The organism is Acidovorax sp. SUPP2539 (assembly GCF_030158975.1).
In the GTDB taxonomy this organism is placed as follows: domain Bacteria; phylum Pseudomonadota; class Gammaproteobacteria; order Burkholderiales; family Burkholderiaceae_C; genus Paracidovorax.
Genome location: NZ_BQXJ01000001.1, coordinates 1,434,380 through 1,449,571 on the forward strand (window position 1 = coordinate 1,434,380; position 15,192 = coordinate 1,449,571).

The following is a 15,192-nucleotide window of genomic DNA, read 5'->3' on the forward strand; positions in this document are numbered from 1 at the left end:
CTGAATATGAGGGTGTGGCCGGAGGGCGTGCCTCATGACGGCAGCGATGGCCGCCCGCGAGCGCGCAGCGGCATCCACAGCAGCATCACGCCGACCGTGCTGGCAAGCGTGGCCGCCAGCATCACGCCGTAGATCTCGGCATAGCCGAAGCGGGCCGCAACGAACCCGGCCACGACGCCCCCGGCAGCGATGCCCAGATCCCAGAACGAGGTGAACATGCCGAGCGCGGCGCCGTGGTGGGCCGGCTCGGTCTTCTGGATGACGATCAGTGCCAGCGAGGGGTAGAACAGCGAGAGTCCGAGCCCCATCGCCAGCCCACCCAGCACCGCCACCATGAGGTTGGGCGCGATGGCGAGCAGCAGCAGGCCCACGGCCTCGCCCAATGCCGCCCACAGGGCAACGCGATATGGCCCGAACTGGTCGGGCCAATGGCCAAGAAAAAGCCGTGATCCCACATATGCGAAGCCGAACACGTTGAATGCCAGGATGCCGTTGTCGATGCCCTTGGCCGCCATGTACAGCGAGACGAACGAGGCCAGCGCGGCATACCCCATGGACCCCAGCGCCAGGGTGACGCCGGGAAGGCACGCCGACCGAGGAAAGAGCGCGCTTTTTGCCGCCGCGGGCACCTTTGGGGGCGCGGGCTTGGCCATGACGAAAGCGAAGCCGGCCAGGGGCGCGGCAACGCAGAGCATCCAGACGGCGGAGAACCCGGCTGCCTGCATCAGCGCCGCGCCGGCCAGTGCCCCCAGCGTCACGCCCGACCACATGCTCACCCCGTAGAGCCCGATGATCTTTCCGCGCCGGGCTGTGGGCGCAAGCCCCACCAGCCAGGTGGCCCCGGCGGTGAAGGCGCAACCTTCGCCCATGCCGTGCAGCACCCGTACGGCAGTCAGCACATCCACCCGCTGCGCCATGGCGTAGCCGGCGCCGGCCAGCACGCAAAGGAGGGCGCCCAGCAGCATCAGCGTCCGGTGCCCGATGCGGTCCGACAGCCGGCCGGCGACGGGCCGGGTGAGCACCACCGCCACCGCGATGGCGGCGATGACGGTGCCCACGTCCACATCGCTGCCGCCGAGCGCGTCCTTGACGTAGAACGGCAGCACCGACAGCGTGGCGCCGATGCCCAGATGGCAAAAGAAAAGGCCGAGGAAGATCGGCATGAAAGGCCGGTAGAAAGCCAGGCCGGTCTGTGGGGCGTTCATGGGGGCAGTCCTTGTCGATGGGCGCGCGGGCCATCCCGCGCGCGGTGCTGCGGGGCTCAGTCGGCCTTCACGACATGGAAGAAGTGTGTGGGCAGGTGCACTGCCAACCCTTCGTAGATCTCCGCGCAGACCGCCGTGCCTTCCGTGGCGAAGGTGCCGGCGGGTGGCGTACCCACGCGGATGACCGACTTGCCCGTGTGCAGGATGCGCGCCGCAACCGCGAAATCGCCGACCAGCGCACAGCCCGGGGCCACCATGCGGGTGCGCACGATCTTCGTGCCGTTTTGCTGCAGGTCGCCCAGGATGCCTTTGCCCAGAAGGCCGTGGTAGTAGTCCACCGGGTTCACGATCATGGCGTGCGCGGTGGCACCGTTTTGCTCGATCGCGTTGCAGGCGGCCATGATGCCGTCGAAGTAGCTGGTGGCGTAGGGCAGCCGCGTTACGCCGGGATGGTTGAGAAGGCCGTGCGGGCCGAAGGTGAGCGCCTGGTTTTCCGCCGTTGCCAGGCGCACGAGAAGCCGGTAGTCGATGAATTCGGCGATGCCGCGCTCGTCGCCCGCCAGTTCCGGCGGCAGCTGGACCCAGGCCGAGATCGGGCGCACGATGCCTTCGCCCATGCCGAAGCGGAAGGTGGCCTCCTGGCGCAAGTCTCCTTCGTGGATGCCGCCGGTCTCCACTTTTGGGGGGCGGCTCTCGGACCAAAAGCGGTTGTGCGTCTCGCTCACCAGGCGCTTCCTGAAGAGCTGGCTCACCATCAGGCGGGGCCGGTCCTGCGTGGGCTTGAAGGCCTCGGTGATGGTGAAGTCGAAGTGCACTTCGGTCGTGTCCCCTTTTTTCAGGTACGCCTGGGCGAACTGTTCGCCGGAGGACAGGGCCTCGACGGGGCGGAGGGGGGCGATGGCATTGGCTTGGATCGACGACATGGTGTTGGCTGCTTTCTCTCGGTTGGGAAGGGGTGAGAACGACGTGAAAGGCGGAACGTGTCTGGAAGGGAACTGGGTGGCAATCGCGCGGACGCGCGAACCTCAAATGGCGTGCTGTACGAGCTGCTGGTAGAACGGGTAGTGGTGATCGAAGTACCCCTTCAGCAGCGGGTTGTTGGCGACGGTGTCCGGGTACGCCTTGGCGGTGGCCGCAAAGCCCGAACTGCGCATCGCGTCCAGATGCCATTGGCGGGTGCGGCTCCATTCCGGCCGATCGCCGGGCTGCCATTGAAGGGCCGAGGCGATTAAGGGCAGGCCGACTTCTTCGCAATAGCGCTGCACCACGGCCTGCGGTGTCTTGACCAGGCGGTCGGCATCGACGAGCACCGGGGCCGACCCCTTGAGCCGGGTGGCCAGCTCGAAGATCTCGAAAAGGTGTTCGTAGCCCACCTCATGCAAGGCGATGGTCGGCTTCATGTGGTACATCGAACTGATCGTCGGCGCAGGGTCGCGCACGATGAAGGTGTGTTCGATGTCCGCCACCTCCTCGGGGTGGTCGAATAGGTACCGGTAGCGGTGCTCCACCGTGTCCTTGAAGAACACGGGGCGATGCGCTGCCAGTGTGCGCAGGTGGTCGAAGAAGGCGCGCTCGGACCGCACCACCACCTGGCCGCCCGAACCATCGGGCAGGGGCACTTCGCCCGTGTCGAGCAGTGTCACCAGGGGCTCATGGATCACGGTGACGTCGTTGCGCTCGATCATCATGCGCAGGAAGGCGGTGGACAGCGCGCGTTGATGCGCCCACAGGGCAATGATCTGTTTCATGCAAGGCTCCGGAAAAAGGGGGCGAGAGGGGGCTCGGCCGGATGGCCCTTCACTGGGACCACGCGGTGGGCGAGCGGTCCCAGCGGTGCGCGCGCAGCGTCTGCAGCAGCGGAGCCTCCATCCGGCGCCCGTCGCTCACGCTCAGATTGGCCTCGACGTTGCGCAGCTGGCGCATGCCGGGAATCACCGTCGAGACTGCCGGGTGGTGCAGGATGAAACGCAGCGCCATCTCGGGCAATGCCATGCCCTCGGGCAACACCGTGCGCAGCCGCTCGGCGCGGTCCACGGTGGGGCCAAGGTTTTCCGGCCCGAAGTAGGTCGATCGCCAGTCCTCGGCCGGGAACACCGTGTCGTGGGACAGCGTTCCCGTCAGCCCGCCCTCATCGAAAGGCACCCGCGCGATGAGGCCGATGTCCTTCTGAGCAGCCACCTGGAACAGCCGGTCTTCCGGGGCCTGATCGAAGATGTTGTAGATCACCTGGATCACGTCGATCAGCCCGGTGTCGATGGCCCGCAGGCAGTTGTCCGGCTCCCAGCGGTTGACGCTGATGCCGATGCCCTCGATCAGCCCTTCGGCACGCAGGTCCCCCAATGCGCGCTGCCATTCTTCTTCGTCCGCCCAGCGATCTTCCCAGACATGCAGCTGCATCAGGTCGATGCGATCCGTGCCCAGGTTTTCCAGGCTCTTCATCGTGAACTCGCGGATGTGATCGGCCGGAAACACGTCCTGCAGGCGGTCGCTCGGTCGGGGCGGCCATTCACGGTTCTTCGGCGGGATCTTGGTTGCCACGTACAGCCGGTCGCCCGTGTGCGCACGCAGCAGGCTGCCCAGCATCTGCTCGCTGATGCCGCGCCCGTACACCCAGGCGGTGTCGAAGAAGTTGCAGCCCAGTTCCACCGCGCGCTCCAGGCAGCGCGGCGCCGTTTCGTAGTTGGCGCCAGTGAAGTTGCCCGGACCTCCCGCGATCCCCCACATGCCATAGCCCACTTCGCTCACCTGCCAGCCAAGCCGGCCCATCCGTCGATAGTGCATCGCGCCCCCTCCTGTCGATCAAAGAAAAGAAATACGGGAAACCAAAGCAGTCGAGGGGATCAGCCCACGGCCGATGGCGCTGCGGCACCGGACCGGAGCAACTGCCGCGCGTAGCGGCCGATGGAGGCTGAGAAGTCCCTGCCGTCTTCCGCGGCCATGGCCTGCTCCAGCCCCGCACATTCTTCGCGCCGGAAAAGACGGGGGTTGTCCGTCAGCAGTGCGGACAGTGCGTCGGCGAAGGCCCGTTCATCGCCTGCGGATGGCAGCAGGCGGCGGACCACGGTGAGTGCCCGCGGGCCGCCCGCTGCCACGGCCGCATCGAGCCGCTCCATCCAGGCCGTGCAGGACACCTGCGGCATCGGGGTGCCGGCGGCTTCGAAGATCGTCGGAAAGGCCATTCGCTGTGGATGCAGCAAATGGAAGGTGCGGCCCCATGCCTGGGGCGAACGCATGGCGAGCACCACGCGGCGCGCCACGTAGTCCGCAGGCGACCAGTCGGAGACGATCTCCGCGGCCGGCCGGACCCCCAGGTGCGCGATGGCCGTCAGCAGAAAGTGGGTCAGCGCGCGCTCATTGGGCCGCTGAAGCAGACCCTCTGCGGCGGCCGGCATGACCTCGCCCAGCCGGTAGATCGATACATTGGCGCCTTGCCTTCGCGCTGCGTCGAGCAGGCGCTCCGCTGCCCATTTGGAGCGGCTGTAGCCACTGGCGGGCCGGACGCCCTGAGCGAGGTCGAAGTCCTCGGCGAGCGGCGAAGCCTGCAGCGCGGCGTGCTGGTCCAGCGTCCCGAGGGTGGAGATGTGGTGCAGCGGCTTGGCCCGGCCCTCCAGGGCCAGGCGCAGCGCCTCCCGGGTGCCCAGAACATTGGTCGCGCGGTGGGCGCCGTAGTCGTACAGAAAGTTGACCATCGCCCCGCAATGCAGCACGGCGTCGCACGATTGCGAGAGCTGGCGCCAGGCGGCCGCTTCCAGGCCGAAGGCCGGCTGGCCCAGATCGCCCGGAACGGCCACCAGCCGACCTGCAAAGTCCGGCCGCCACAGGCCTCGTTCCTGCAAGTCTTTCTCCATTGCCGACTGTGCGTTGCCGGCATGCCGGCACAGGGCATGCACCGTCGCGGTGGCGTCGCTCGACAGGATTTCGCGAACCAGGTGGCTGCCCACGAAACCGGTGGCACCCGTCATGAAGATGCTGGAAGGCCGCCTTGGTGCGTTGTGGTCCGACCGGCGTGCTGCGACCCAGCCGGCGGGCAGCGTGGCATCGCGTTCCATCGCCTGTTCGTCCTGGGGTTCCTGGCTTTCTTCGCGGCCTTCGCAATGGCCCGGGGTGGCGCTGCGCTGTTTCGCTTCGATGCAGCCAGCGATCTGCCGCGCGGTCGGCTGCGCCATCAGTTCCGCGATGCGCACGGGCACGCCAAAGCGTTTTTCCAGCGACACGATCAGCGACACGGCCTGCAGCGAATCGCCGCCATGGTCGAAAAATGGATCGTCCGCGCCCAGGGCCGGCTGGTGCAACTGACGGCGAAAGACCGCCAGCACGGCATCGGCCAGCGAAATGGCCGCGTCTTGCTGCACGGACGTGTCCGCCGCGGTGTCCAGGGCAGGGCGCTCGAGCTGGCTCAGCAGCGCCCTGCGGTCGAGCTTGCCGTTGTCGGTGGTCGGCATCTCTGCCAGCAGCACGATGTGCCGCGGCACGGTGTGGCGCGGCAATGCCCCGCGCAGGTGGGATTCCAGCGCGTCGCGTGTCAGGCCGGCATCGCCGGCGGCAAACAAGGCCAGTGCCCGGTCGTCACCCTGGCCCACGGTCATCGCTTTGGCGTGGTTCACGCCAGGGCATTGCTCCGCGGCGCTTTCGATTTCGCCCAGTTCGATGCGCACCCCACCGACCTTCACCTGAAAATCCCTGCGGCCCGAAAAGCGCAGCCGGCCCAGGCTGTCGAAATAGCCGAGGTCGCCGGTACGGTAGAGCTTGGCCCCCGCAATCGAGGCAAAAGGGTTGTCCACGAAGGCGGCCGCCGTGCGCTGTGCATCGTGCAGATAGCCGTTACCGACGCACACGCCGCCCACCAGCAGTTCGCCCCGGGCGCCGGGCGGCAAGGGCCGAAGCGCTGAGTCCACGACGACGACATTGCAGTTGTCGATCGGCCGTCCCAGCGGGATCGACAGTCCGTCGGCATCCTCGACCGGGTGGAACACCATTCCGATCGAGGTTTCCGTCGGACCATACGCATTGGTGATTCGCAGCGCTGGCAGGATGGCACGCAGCCGGTGCACCATTTGCGGCGTGATCTCTTCGCCACCCACCACCAGTTCACGCAGCGTGGCGAGCCGACGGCGGATGTCATGGCTGTGCTCTGCCAGCACCACCAGTTGGTTGAACACGCTGGGCACGAAATCCGTCATGTCGACGCCGTGCCGTGCAATCGTCTCTACCGTGCCTTCGAGGTCGAGGTGGGCCCCCTCCTGCGGAATCACGGTGCTGCCCCCGGCCGTCAGCGGCCAAAACAACTGCCATACCGACGAATCGAAGGTGTGCCGCGTGTTCTGCAGCACGCACCGTATGCCGCCGTCGCGGTGGAAATAGCGCGTCATGAACTGGAACCGGTTGGTCAGTCCCGCATGGTTGTTCATGGCGCATTTGGGCCGTCCGGTCGTTCCAGAAGTGAAGATGCCGTAGATGGCCTGTTCAGGGGCAATGGGGGCCTGCATGCGGGCGGCCGAGGTACCGTCGAGAAGGGCGACGTCGACCGCCACCGCACGGTTCCGGTGGCTGGCCGGTACGTTGGAAGCGTCGGTGCACAGCACCGTGTGGCTGTTCAGCGCCTCCAGGGCTTGCTCGCGACGCTCCATCGGCCAGCCCGGGTCCAGAGGAACGAACGCAGCGCCCAGCTTCATCAGCGCGAAGTAGCAGACGGGCAGCTCCAGGCTGTTGCCCAGCAGCACCGGAACGGGCGTGGCCGACCCGGTTCCACGGGCTGCCAGCAGGCCGGCCAAAGCGTTGGCTTTGCCGTTGAAGTCCCGGTAACTGAGCGCTGAATTGCCGAAAAAATACGCTACCTTGTCCCTGTGGCGATCCGCCGATTGTTCCAGCCAATCGGGAATCGAAAGAAACGGTCCATATTCGTGTGAATGGCCGGAGAGCATATTGATTGCATATTGAAGCGATGCAACTCCAATGCCCGCTGCCTGCGACGCGGATATATTCTTGTCCCCCATCATGGTGCACAGGATTTCCAGATACATCTCGGCAATGGCATTGCAGGCCGGTGCTGCAAAATCGCGCGCATTGGCAATCACCACGGCGGACGCTATTTCATTTTCCAGTTGGCAGTGGATCAGAATTTTGGCGGATCCGATTTCAATGGGAGTGGTGTGGTCCGCCAGTTGCACGATGAGCGCACCATTTTCGGGAATTTTTCTGGATAAATCGATGAATGCACCAACTTGGTTGGCGGGGCATTTTCTCCATTGGGCATCGGTATTGGCAGGCCACAAGGCACGGAACATCGGTTGATGCACTGCCGGCCGCACCTCGAAGCCCGACGTGCGTGGCACGCGGCTGCGCCAGAAGTCCAGCACCGCGACGGGGATTTGCAGGTCGAGCCGGTCGCAGAGCTCGAATGCGGCCACGGCAGCCAATGCCCTGAAGTCCATCCGCGCTTCGCCGTCCGGCACAACCTCTGCCCGACGCGAGTACTGCCCCAGAACATGGCTGCCGAGGGCGTAGGTGCCACCGGACATTTCTTTTTCTGTGGGATTTTCTGAAGGCTGCCTTGGTGCTTGGGGCTTCGCGCTGTTCACCGTTTCAGGAGCGATCGAAAAATGGCTTGAACCCACCCGCATTGGAATTCCCCTGTTTGTTCCATGTTCGCAACCCCAGGCCTGCAGTGCTTTCGCAATGGGTGAATACCCATTGCGAAAGCAAAAGACAAAGCTTCGCCCAACTGGATAAATCCAGCGGATTAAAGCGATTCCTTTTTCTGAAGATCCCCGATCCCGTGCTTTTGGTCGATCTGAATTTTTTCGGGGGTTTTTGTTGCGGATTCAGTTTCTAAAAAAACAGGTTTGTTTGTCGATGCCTTTTTTGATCTTTATTTGTATGGTGTGTAAATTATTGTTTCTGTAACTGCTTTTTAATTCGCATTTTTATATTTCGGATAAAAGCCCGGCTGCTGTGCCGCATTAACCGTGGGTTTTTGGGGTTTTTTTAGAGGATTCGAAGCCGTGCGTTCGCTTTGCTTGCGTTATCTGCTCAGCCACGCCGCTTGCTGGCGAAGCTAAAAACACTCGCATCGATATTGGTTCATGGCGGCCTGCAGGATCGCCTTCCCCTCGGCTGAGCAGACGGATTTGGGCATGGGTGGGCCTGGGAAACCGCTTTTGGGAGCCTTTGAACTCAGGAATGGACGGCCGCGACGGGCATGGAAGCGGCGCAAGCGCTCCGCTTTCGATGGAGCGGCTTGGGATGGAACCTGCTGAAGCGGCGTCGGGCAACGCGCAGATGGCTGTCGCTCCGGCTGCTGGTGCCGCGCGTGCGAACGTGTGAGTGGGGCGCCTCGTCGATTCCAGGGCGCTGGGCGAGCGACTCAGGGCGATGGCATTCCGGTGCCAGATCAGCACCCACGGCCCTTGGACAGATCTGCCCCGGGGGCAGATGGATCGGTGGTGGCTAAGGCTTTGCCTCGGCGGCAGGGGATTGCGCCGCCGGTGCCAGCGGGTAGCGGATCGCATCAGGGGGGCCGAGCACCGCCATCTGGTCGATCACCGTGACCACATCGGCCGTCTCTGCCAGTTGTTTCACGAATGCCTCCCGGTCGAAGTCGGAGGCCACGCAGCCCTGTACGTAGATGATGCGTCGCTGGAGCATGAGCCACAGGGTCGACTTGCGGTCCCATTGCGTCTGCTCCGCGATGTGGGTAAGTCGCCGTTTCACGGCCTCGCTGATTTCGCCGTCGTACCGATAGCCGCTGGACAGGCGGCAAGTGCCCTGGATGTAGCAGCTGTTGCCGCGTTCGGCGCGGTAGTGTTCCTCGCGCTGCCATTCCTGCCGGGTCAGCAGCGGCCCCAGGGGTTGCGGGCAGTCCGCCACGGCATGGGAGATCTGAAAGAAAGGGTCGTTGCCCCAATTGCGCAGGTCTTGGTCTGCGTGTGCGGGCGCAATGAAAGCCAGAGCCAGCATGGCGCTGGCAGCCCAACGCGCCTTTTCGGATTGCCGCATGGTGTTTGTTCTCCCTTGGTGTCGATAAGCCTCGCCGGCCTTCAGCGGCGGCCTGCGCTCTCCTGCGAAGGCCCCGCTGTCAGGTCAGCGTGAGCGTACCAATGCTTCCGATCGGTGTCGATGCTTGTACAGGCAGGCATGGCCGGCATCCCTCTGAGCAGGGTGCCCGGTGGAGCGGGACTCAGTTCACGCGCCGCTTGTCCAGCTTGCGTGCCAGGGTGCGCCGGTGCATGCCGAGGCGCCGCGCGGTTTCCGAAATGTTGAAGCCGGTTTCGGCCAGCACCTCGTGGATGCGCTCCCATTCCAGCGTCTTGATCGAGCTGGAGCGGTTGGTCAGCTCCACTTCGATATTGCCCTCGGTCAGGCCGAAGGCGGCCTCGATGTCGTCGGTGTTGGAAGGCTTGGCGAGGTAGTGGCATGCGCCGAGCTTCACGGCCTCCACGGCCGTGGCGATGCTGGCGAAGCCCGTCAGCACGACGATCAGCATGTCTTCGTTGGCGGAGTGGAGCTTCTGCACGCAGGCCAGGCCCGAGGCCTCGCCCTTGAGCTTCAGGTCCACCACGGCGTAGCCCGGCGTGTGCCCGTCCAGCAGCGCCTCCACCTCGGGCAGGTTGGCCGCATGCAGCACGTGGTAGCCGCGCCGTTCGAACGAGCGCGCCAGCGTGCGTGCGAAGGCCTCGTCGTCCTCCACGATCAGCAACAGGCGGTCAGCGTCCATGGTCCGGGGTCTCCTGCAGCGCGACGGCTGCCAGCGGAAGGGTGATGGTGACGGCGGCGCCGCCGGCCGCGCGGTTGCGCGCGGTGATGGTGCCCCCGAGGGTGCGCGCCACGTTGGTGGCCAGGTAAAGCCCCAACCCACCGCCCGGCCGGCCCTTGCTGGACTGGTAGGGCTTGCCGAACTGCTCCAGCATGGCCGGGGCGAAACCGGGGCCGGCATCGGTGACGGTGATGAGCAGGGCATCGGCCTCCTGCTCAGCCGCCAGGCCCACCCAATGCGGCGACGCATCCCGTGCATTGTCCAACACGTTGAAGACCATCTGTTGCAGGGTGACATCCGAGACCATGGGGCGGTCCTCGCCGAACTGGTTGTCGTAGGCGAACGTGCCCACGGGCCGCGTGCTGCGCCACTCCTCGGCCAGTTGGTCGAGGAAGGTGCACACGGTGGTCTGCATCGATTCCTCGCCTCGGGTTTCTCCGGCCGACAGCAGGATGCCGCTCACGATGGTCTTGCAGCGCCGCACCTGGGCCTGCATCTCGGCGATCTCGGCCTGCAGCTCGGCATCCTGCGCCAGGGCCGGCATGCGGCGCCAGTCGCCCAGGATCACGGCCAGGGTGGACAGCGGCGTGCCCAGCTCGTGGGCCGCGCCAGAGGCCAGCAGCCCAGTGCGCACGATGTGGTCTTCTTCGGCGGCGCGCTGGCGCATGGTGGCCAGCCGGGCGTCGCGCTGGCGCAGGTTGCGGCCGATGCGCGTGATGAAGATCACCAGCAGCACGGCGTTCAGCATGAAGCACACCAGCATGCCCAGCACGTAGGGGCTGTACAGCCCCCGGTCGTGGTCCAGCGGCAGGGCGAGCGGGCGGCTGAACAGGGCCAGCCCGCACAGGCAGGCCACCGTCATGGCGACGATGGTCCAGGTGTAGCCCGCGCGCAGCAGCACGGCGGCCAGCGTGACCTGCAGCAGGTACAGGAAGACAAACGGGTTGGTGGTGCCGCCGCTCAAGTAGAGCTGGGCGGTGAGCATGGCCACGTCCACCACCATGGCGAAGAACAGTTCCACGTTGCGCACGCGGCGGCCGATGCGCCAGCGCAGCAGGCTGGCCGTGTTGAACACCACCAGGGCGCCCAGCACCATCAGCATGGCTTGCAGCGGCAGGATGATGCCCAGGCTGTAGTGCACCACCTCGATGGTGAAAAGCTGCCCGATCACGGCGATCCAGCGCAGCTGGATCAGCTGCTGCAGGTTCTTGAGCCCGGTGGAGTCCGCCACCGCCGCCCGCGTGCGCGGCGCGGGCCGTTCGGCCGGGGCGTCAGGGGAGTGCGGCATCGGTGGCGGGCGAAGCGTGGTGCTGGCGGCGCCTGCGGTCGTCGCGCCACACATACCAGGCACCCGCGGCCACCATCAGGGCCAGCGTGTACCAGGTGATGGCATAGACCAGGTGGCTGTTGGGGAAACGCACCACCGTCAGGCCGCCGACGGGCCATTGGAGGGCGTCCGCTGACGTGCCCGTACCCGTGCCCGTGGCGGTGGGTGCAGCGGAGCGGGGTGCGGCGTCCTCGTCCACGAAATAGGGCGCGATGCCTGCCACCCCGCGCGCGGCGGCGATGGCGGCCACATCGCGGGAGAACCAACGGTCGGCGGCGGGGTCGTTGTGCCGCAAAAACCCGCCTCCGGGCTCGCTCAGCCGCAGGAGGCCGGTCACCTCGGTCTCGCCCTGGGGCGCGGGGGCGGTGCGTGCGGCAGGATCGCGGGCCTCCGGCGGCACGAAGCCCCGGTTGACCAGCACGGCCGTGCCATCGGCCTGCCGCAGCGGCGTCACCACCCAGAAGCCGGCGCCCAGGGTGGTGTTGGCCTGTACCAGCGCCTCCTTGGCGTGGTCGAAGGTGCCGCGAAGGCGCACATGGCGGTACTCGGCGTCGCGCGCCGCATCGGGGCTGCGCTGCCATTCGGCGGGGGAGGGGGGGGCGGTGGGAGCGGCATGGATGCGTTGCTCCACGCGCTCGATGAGATCCAGTTTCCAGGCGCGGCGTGCCACTTGCCAGCTGCCCAGCGCCACGAGCGTGGCAAACACCAGCAGCGCGCACACCCCCATCGCGGCCAGTCCGGCCCGGGAGCGGGGCGGGGCGGGCCTGTCCGCGCCCGTGGCGGGCGCGGGAGAGGATGCAGTCGCGCTGCCGGAGATCGGGGTCAAGGCATGTTCTTCATGTCGTGGATCGACATGGGCATCATGTTGTGGTTGAGGTGGAACATCACCCACAGCGAGCCCGCCAGCGTGATGACCACGAGCACGACGGTGAAGACCAGTGCCAGCATGTTCCAGCCGCCTTCGGACTTGGTGTTCATGTGCAGGAAGTACACCATGTGCACCACGATCTGCACCGCGGCGAAGCCCAGGATGACCAGGGCCGTGGTGCTCGACTGCTCGAACACCTTGCCCATCACGAGCCAGAACGGAATGGCGGTCAGGATGACCGATGCGACGAAGCCGATCACGTAGTCGCGCATGGAGCCGTGGCTGGCGACATCGTCTTCATGGTGATGATCGTGGTGGTCGTCGTGGCCGTGGTGGCCATCGTGGGTGTCGGTGAGGTTCTGGTGGTTGTGGGGGGTGCTCATGGCAGGACTCCCATCAGGTAGACGAAGGTGAAGACGCCGATCCAGACCACGTCCAGAAAGTGCCAGAACATGGACAGGCACAGCAGGCGGCGGCGGTTGGCGGGGGTCAGGCCGTGCTTCTTGAGCTGGAACAGCAGCACGACGAGCCAGATGATGCCGAAGGTGACGTGCAGGCCGTGCGTGCCCACCAGGCCGAAGAAGGCCGACAGGAACGCGCTGCGCTGCGGACCGGCGCCTTCGTGGATCAGGTGGTTGAACTCGTACAGCTCCAGGCCGATGAAGGCCGCGCCCAGCAGGCCGGTGATGGCCAGCCACACGATGGTGCGGTTGACCTTCTTCTTTTGCATCTCCAGCATGGCGAAGCCATACGTGATGGACGACAGCAGCAGCATGGACGTGTTCAGCGCCACCAGCGGCAGGTCGAACAGGTCGGCGCCGGACGGGCCGGCGGCGTAGCTGCGGCCCAGCACGCCGTAGACGGCGAACAGGCAGGCGAAGATGAGGCAGTCGCTCATCAGGTAGATCCAGAAGCCCAGCAGGGTGCCGTTCTGCGGATGGTGTTCTTCCGTGAGGTGGAAGACCGGTTTCGCCGGGGCGCCCGAGGCGCCGGGATGGTGGAGTGCGGTGGTATCAGACATGGCTGGCCAGGAGACGGGTGCGATCGGCTTCGGTGCGGGCAACGGTTTCCGCATCGATGTAGTAGTCGCGTTGGTAGTTGAAGGTGTGGGCGATGCTCACGACCAGCAGGGCGGCGAAGGACACGCCGGCCAGCAGCCACATGTGCCAGATCAGCGCGAAGCCCAGCACCGTGCAGATGCCGGCGATGACCACGCCAGCGGCCGTGTTCTTGGGCATGTGCACCGGGATGAAGCCGCCCAGAGGACGCTCGTAGCCGCGCTGCTTCATGTCGTGCCAGGCATCGTTGTCATGCACTTGCGGCGTGAACGCGAAGTTGTAGGCGGGTGGCGGCGACGACGTGGACCACTCCAGCGTGCGGCCACCCCATGGGTCGCCCGTCGTGTCGCGCAGGGCTTCGCGGTTGCGCCAGCTGACCACCAGCTGGATCAGGAAGCTGCCGATGCCCAGGGCGATCAGCACCGCGCCGAAGGCGGCGATCTGGAACCAGATCTGCAGCGACATGTCTTCGAAGTGGCTCATGCGGCGCGTGACGCCCATCAGGCCCAGCACGTACAGCGGCATGAAGGCCATCCAGAAGCCGATCAGCCAGAACCAGAACGAGCACTTGCCCCAGAACGGGTCGAGCTTGTAGCCGAAGGCCTTGGGATACCAGTAGTTGATGCCGGCGAACAGGCCGAACACCACGCCGCCGATGATCACGTTGTGGAAGTGGGCGATCAGGAACAGGCTGTTGTGCAGCACGAAGTCGGCCGGTGGCACGGCCAGCAGCACGCCGGTCATCCCGCCGATCACGAAGGTCACCATGAAGCCGATGGTCCACAGCATGGGCACCTCGAACTTGATGCGGCCCTTGTACATGGTGAACAGCCAGTTGAAGATCTTCGCCCCGGTCGGGATCGAGATGATCATGGTCGTGATGCCGAAGAACGAGTTCACGCTGGCGCCCGAGCCCATCGTGAAGAAGTGGTGCAGCCACACCAGGTACGACAGGATGGTGATCACCACCGTGGCATAGACCATGGAGGCATAGCCGAACAGCTTCTTGCGGCTGAACGTGGAGACGACTTCGGAGAACACGCCGAACAGCGGCAGGATCAGGATGTAGACCTCAGGGTGGCCCCAGATCCAGATCAGGTTCACGTACATCATCGAGTTGCCGCCGAAGTCGTTCGTGAAGAAGTTGAAACCGGCGTAGCGGTCCAGCGACAGCAGCGCCAGCACGGCCGTCAGCACCGGGAAGGCGGCGACGATCAGCACGTTGGTGCACAGCGAGGTCCACGTGAACACGGGCATCTTCATGAGGCTCATGCCGGGCGCGCGCATCTTCACGATGGTCACCAGCAGGTTGACCCCGGACAGCAGCGTGCCCACCCCCGCGATCTGCAGCGACCAGATGTAGTAGTCCACCCCCACGTCCGGACTGTGCAGGATGCCCGAGAGCGGCGGATACGCCAGCCAGCCGGTCTTGGCGAACTCGCCCACGAACAGCGAGGCCATCACCAGCACGGCGCCGCTGGTGGTCATCCAGAAGCTGAAGTTGTTGAGGAACGGGAAGGCCACGTCGCGCGCGCCGATCTGCAGCGGCACCACGTAGTTCATCAGGCCCGTGACCAGCGGCATCGCCACGAAGAAGATCATGATCACGCCGTGGGCGGTGAAGATCTGGTCGTAGTGGTGCGGCGGCAGGAAGCCGGGGTTGTCGCCGAAGGCGATGGCCTGCTGCATCCGCATCATGATCGCGTCGGCGAAGCCGCGCAGCAGCATCACCAGCCCGAGGATGATGTACATGATGCCGATCTTCTTGTGGTCGATGCTGGTGAACCACTCGCGCCACAGGTAGCCCCATAGCTTGAAGTAGGTCAGCGCACCGAGCACGGCGATGCCGCCGAGCACGACGGCGGCGAACGTCGCGATCAGGATCGGTTCGTGCAGTGGGATGGCCTCCCAGGAGAGGCGGCCAAAGATAAGTCGGGTGAGGTCTGTAGGATCGGACATCGGAGGTCGCGTGCCGTTGGCGC

13 protein-coding genes are annotated in these 15,192 nt (G+C 65.5%); 1 reads left to right on the top strand and 12 read right to left on the bottom strand.

Annotated features, from left to right (window positions below; all coding sequences use genetic code 11):
- Positions 1–32 precede the first annotated feature (32 nt).
- The 5 genes from AVTE2539_RS06545 to AVTE2539_RS06565 all read right to left on the bottom strand — a co-directional run bounded on the left by AVTE2539_RS06545 (position 33) and on the right by AVTE2539_RS06565 (position 7,225).
- Positions 33–1,205 carry an MFS transporter gene (locus AVTE2539_RS06545; RefSeq protein WP_284403366.1) on the bottom strand — a complete coding sequence of 391 codons (1,173 nt, stop codon included), beginning with the start codon at positions 1,203–1,205 and terminating at the stop codon, positions 33–35.
- Between the two features lie 56 nt (positions 1,206–1,261).
- Positions 1,262–2,128 carry a family 3 encapsulin nanocompartment shell protein gene (locus tag AVTE2539_RS06550; protein WP_284403369.1) on the bottom strand — a complete coding sequence of 289 codons (867 nt, stop codon included), beginning with the start codon at positions 2,126–2,128 and terminating at the stop codon, positions 1,262–1,264.
- Between the two features lie 102 nt (positions 2,129–2,230).
- Positions 2,231–2,953, bottom strand: coding sequence for a sulfotransferase-like domain-containing protein (locus AVTE2539_RS06555; protein ID WP_284409040.1), 723 nt, complete (start codon positions 2,951–2,953; stop codon positions 2,231–2,233).
- 49 nt (positions 2,954–3,002) lie between these two features.
- Positions 3,003–3,986, bottom strand: coding sequence for an aldo/keto reductase (locus tag AVTE2539_RS06560; protein WP_284409042.1), 984 nt, complete (start codon positions 3,984–3,986; stop codon positions 3,003–3,005).
- Positions 3,987–4,045: 59 nt separating this feature from the next.
- Entirely contained in the window at positions 4,046–7,225 is a 3,180-nt protein-coding gene (locus AVTE2539_RS06565; RefSeq protein WP_349817199.1) for a non-ribosomal peptide synthetase, read from the bottom strand.
- 7 nt (positions 7,226–7,232) lie between these two features.
- On the opposite strand from AVTE2539_RS06565, the gene AVTE2539_RS06570 reads away from it, so the two are divergent.
- Entirely contained in the window at positions 7,233–7,496 is a 264-nt protein-coding gene (locus AVTE2539_RS06570) for a hypothetical protein (protein WP_284409047.1), read from the top strand.
- A 1,155-nt stretch (positions 7,497–8,651) separates the two neighbouring features.
- Here the strand turns inward: AVTE2539_RS06570 and AVTE2539_RS06575 are convergent.
- From AVTE2539_RS06575 to cyoB, 7 genes are all read right to left on the bottom strand, one after another.
- The gene (locus tag AVTE2539_RS06575) at positions 8,652–9,200 is read right to left on the bottom strand and encodes a BON domain-containing protein (RefSeq protein ID WP_284409049.1); all 549 of its coding nucleotides are present in this window, start codon (positions 9,198–9,200) and stop codon (positions 8,652–8,654) included.
- Positions 9,201–9,381: 181 nt separating this feature from the next.
- Positions 9,382–9,918 (bottom strand): response regulator transcription factor, encoded by a 537-nt coding sequence (locus AVTE2539_RS06580; RefSeq protein ID WP_284399448.1) that lies wholly within the window; start codon positions 9,916–9,918, stop codon positions 9,382–9,384.
- Positions 9,908–11,245 (bottom strand): ATP-binding protein, encoded by a 1,338-nt coding sequence (locus AVTE2539_RS06585; protein ID WP_284409050.1) that lies wholly within the window; start codon positions 11,243–11,245, stop codon positions 9,908–9,910. The genes AVTE2539_RS06580 and AVTE2539_RS06585 overlap by 11 nt, the downstream gene beginning before the upstream one ends.
- Positions 11,229–12,110, bottom strand: a complete 882-nt coding sequence (locus AVTE2539_RS06590; protein WP_502868872.1) for an SURF1 family protein — start codon at positions 12,108–12,110, stop codon at positions 11,229–11,231. Before AVTE2539_RS06590 ends, AVTE2539_RS06585 begins: the two co-directional genes overlap by 17 nt.
- Entirely contained in the window at positions 12,107–12,535 is a 429-nt protein-coding gene (cyoD, locus tag AVTE2539_RS06595; protein ID WP_284409052.1) for a cytochrome o ubiquinol oxidase subunit IV, read from the bottom strand. The genes AVTE2539_RS06590 and cyoD overlap by 4 nt, the downstream gene beginning before the upstream one ends.
- Complete coding sequence (gene cyoC, locus AVTE2539_RS06600; protein ID WP_284403380.1) at positions 12,532–13,173, bottom strand: cytochrome o ubiquinol oxidase subunit III; 642 nt, start codon at positions 13,171–13,173, stop codon at positions 12,532–12,534. The genes cyoD and cyoC overlap by 4 nt, the downstream gene beginning before the upstream one ends.
- Complete coding sequence (gene cyoB, locus AVTE2539_RS06605; protein ID WP_272564072.1) at positions 13,166–15,169, bottom strand: cytochrome o ubiquinol oxidase subunit I; 2,004 nt, start codon at positions 15,167–15,169, stop codon at positions 13,166–13,168. The genes cyoC and cyoB overlap by 8 nt, the downstream gene beginning before the upstream one ends.
- Positions 15,170–15,192: the final 23 nt, after the last annotated feature.

What these genes read in the sequence shown, in the direction of transcription:
- AVTE2539_RS06565 (WP_349817199.1), bottom strand. Translation starts at nt 7,225, where the DNA reads ATGTATCTGGAAATCCTGTGCACCATGATGGGGGACAAGAATATATCC.
- cyoC (WP_284403380.1), bottom strand. Translation starts at nt 13,173, where the DNA reads ATGTCTGATACCACCGCACTCCACCATCCCGGCGCCTCGGGCGCCCCG.
- AVTE2539_RS06585 (WP_284409050.1), bottom strand. Translation starts at nt 11,245, where the DNA reads ATGCCGCACTCCCCTGACGCCCCGGCCGAACGGCCCGCGCCGCGCACG.
- cyoB (WP_272564072.1), bottom strand. Translation starts at nt 15,169, where the DNA reads ATGTCCGATCCTACAGACCTCACCCGACTTATCTTTGGCCGCCTCTCC.
- AVTE2539_RS06560 (WP_284409042.1), bottom strand. Translation starts at nt 3,986, where the DNA reads ATGCACTATCGACGGATGGGCCGGCTTGGCTGGCAGGTGAGCGAAGTG.
- AVTE2539_RS06580 (WP_284399448.1), bottom strand. Translation starts at nt 9,918, where the DNA reads ATGGACGCTGACCGCCTGTTGCTGATCGTGGAGGACGACGAGGCCTTC.
- AVTE2539_RS06575 (WP_284409049.1), bottom strand. Translation starts at nt 9,200, where the DNA reads ATGCGGCAATCCGAAAAGGCGCGTTGGGCTGCCAGCGCCATGCTGGCT.
- AVTE2539_RS06545 (WP_284403366.1), bottom strand. Translation starts at nt 1,205, where the DNA reads ATGAACGCCCCACAGACCGGCCTGGCTTTCTACCGGCCTTTCATGCCG.
- AVTE2539_RS06550 (WP_284403369.1), bottom strand. Translation starts at nt 2,128, where the DNA reads ATGTCGTCGATCCAAGCCAATGCCATCGCCCCCCTCCGCCCCGTCGAG.
- cyoD (WP_284409052.1), bottom strand. Translation starts at nt 12,535, where the DNA reads ATGAGCACCCCCCACAACCACCAGAACCTCACCGACACCCACGATGGC.
- AVTE2539_RS06555 (WP_284409040.1), bottom strand. Translation starts at nt 2,953, where the DNA reads ATGAAACAGATCATTGCCCTGTGGGCGCATCAACGCGCGCTGTCCACC.
- AVTE2539_RS06570 (WP_284409047.1), top strand. Translation starts at nt 7,233, where the DNA reads ATGGCATTGCAGGCCGGTGCTGCAAAATCGCGCGCATTGGCAATCACC.